The 2,132-nt window shown below is 78.0% G+C and carries 3 protein-coding genes; all 3 read right to left on the reverse strand.

Annotated features, from left to right (window positions below):
- Positions 1-267: hypothetical protein (locus tag DVA66_RS19665; RefSeq protein ID WP_198671976.1), on the reverse strand; the 267-nt coding region annotated here is incomplete at its 3' end.
- Entirely contained in the window at positions 264-998 is a 735-nt protein-coding gene (locus DVA66_RS19670) for a DUF4129 domain-containing protein (protein WP_114561495.1), read from the reverse strand. The genes DVA66_RS19670 and DVA66_RS19665, both read right to left, overlap by 4 nt.
- Positions 995-2,050, reverse strand: a complete 1,056-nt coding sequence (locus DVA66_RS19675; RefSeq protein ID WP_114561496.1) for a hypothetical protein — start codon at positions 2,048-2,050, stop codon at positions 995-997. Before DVA66_RS19675 ends, DVA66_RS19670 begins: the two co-directional genes overlap by 4 nt.
- Positions 2,051-2,132 lie beyond the last annotated feature (82 nt).

Raw genomic sequence — 2,132 nt, forward strand, 5'->3', positions numbered from 1 at the left:
CCGGTCGGCGGCGTGCACGACGAGGGTGTGGGGGGCCGCGGCGTCCCGGGCGGCCGAGGGCACCGACCCCGCCACCCGGACGTCCACGCCCTCGGCCTCGACCAGCCGGCGCAGCGCCGACGCGCCCTGGTCCCGGTCCGAGCCCGGGTCGCCCGGGACGCCGCGCAGCACGTCGACCAGCCAGCCGGTGCCGAGCAGCACCAGCAGCGCCGCCGCCAGCAGCAGCACCGGCCGGCGCCACCGGCGTCGGGTCCGCGCCGCGCTCATCCGGGCACCCGGCTGAGGTCGGCCCGTCCGGCGGCTCCCAGCACCGCCTCGGACAGGGTGCGCAGCTGCTGCCAGCGCTCGGGGCTGGGGGCCCGGCGTCCGTAGGCCACCTCGTTGAACAGCGTGGCTGCCGAGCGCAGGTCCGCCTCGGCCTCCGGGACGGCCTCGGCGGCCCGCCAGGCCACCTCCAGCGCGGTGCGGCTGGGCCGCGGGTCGATCACCGTCAGCTCCTCCAGCCCGCGCACCATCGCGCGGAACTCCTCCAGCACCGCGGTCAGCAGGTCGCCGCGGGCGGCGGCCCGCTCGGCCAGCGAGCGGTACTCCTGCGGGCTGACCCCGGCCTCGGTGCGCACCTCCGCATCACCCACCGTGCGGTTCAGCCGGGGCAGCCCGACCCGCCACACCAGCAGCGCCAGCCCGGCCACGCCGAGCACCACCAGCACGGTGGGCCACAGCCCGCCGCCGGCGTCCCCGCCCGCGCCGGGGGAGAGGTCGGTGAGCCGGCGCACCACCTCACCCAGCCAGCGCAGCACCCGCTCGACCAGCGCGGCGGACCGGTCGGCGAGGTCCTCGGCCACCAGCACCAGCCGCTCCACGAGCCGGTCCAGCCAGCCCGGCTCGGCCGGCTGGTCGAGGGGCACCCCGAGCTCCTCGGCCGCGCGCCGGCGCGCCTCCTCGCGCCCGATGGCGATCGGGACGTCGAGGGGTGGCAGCAGGCGCGGGACGCTCACGGGCGTCCCTGCGGCTGCGGCGGGTCGAGGCAGTCGAAGCGCAGCGCGAGGTCGAGGCCCTCGCTGCGCATCCGCAGGTCGAGGTAGAGCACGGTCTGGAAGGCCGCCCCGAAGGGCAGCGCGGCGACCAGCGTCATCAGGTAGCCGCCCGCCAGCACGTACCAGGTGCCCGGACGCTCGACCAGGAACAGCGCCGTGTCGAGGTCGAGCCCCAGCACCGGGCCGTAGACGCCGGTGGCCGAGACCAGCGCCACGAGGGCCAGCCCGCCGACCAGCCCGACCAGTCCGACGCCGGCCGCGGTGACCGCCGTCGCGCGGAGCGCCTGCCGGATACCGACCAGCTGGACGGCCCGTCCGAACGCCCCGGGCACCGAGGTCGGGCGGTGCGGACGTCCGACCCAGTCCGGCGCGGTGGCACCCTCCAGCGCGTAGCAGGGCACCGCCAGCACCAGGTAGGACACCGCCCAGCAGCTCAGCGCGGCCATCAGGACCGCCGCCACCACCGAGCCCACCCCGGCCCAGAGCGGGTCCTCGACCAGGGCGAACGGCACGACCACCAGCTGCACCAGCGACAGCACCCAGCCCAGCGCCGCCGACAGCGGCACCGCCAGCAGAGCCAGCCCGGTCGCGGGCAGCAGCAGCCGACGGCTGGAGCGCCAGGTGACCGGGGTGGTGGCCGGTGCGAACCCCTCCCCGAGGACGGTGCGCAGGCAGACCCGGCTGACCACCGCCGCCACCCAGACCGCCAGCAGGTAGCCGACGACCACCCCCAGCAGCCCGAGCAGCACGACCACCACCCAGGCCAGCACGTCGGAGGTGCTGGCCAGCGCGTGCCACAGCAGCCACAGCCCACCCAGCTCCACCCCGAGCAGCACCGCCAGCCCGAGCGGCGGGGCGAGCACCGTGGTGACATCGCGCTGCACCACCGCGAAGGCGGCGTCGAGCACCTCCCCGACGGTCAGCGGTCGCAGCGGCAGCAGCGCCTGCTCCGCGGCGCGGGCGACCTCCGGCCGGGCGGTCCGGCGTGCCGGGCCGTGCGGTGCGGGGGTCACGGCCGGCAGTCTCGCACGCGGGGGGTCGCGCACCGGGGCACCGGGGCGAGCGGTGGCGGCCCGCCGCGTCCCGCGGCGGGCG

It is taken from the genome of Desertihabitans aurantiacus (genome assembly GCF_003344635.1).
GTDB classification, from domain to species: Bacteria; Actinomycetota; Actinomycetes; order Propionibacteriales; family Propionibacteriaceae; genus Desertihabitans; species Desertihabitans aurantiacus.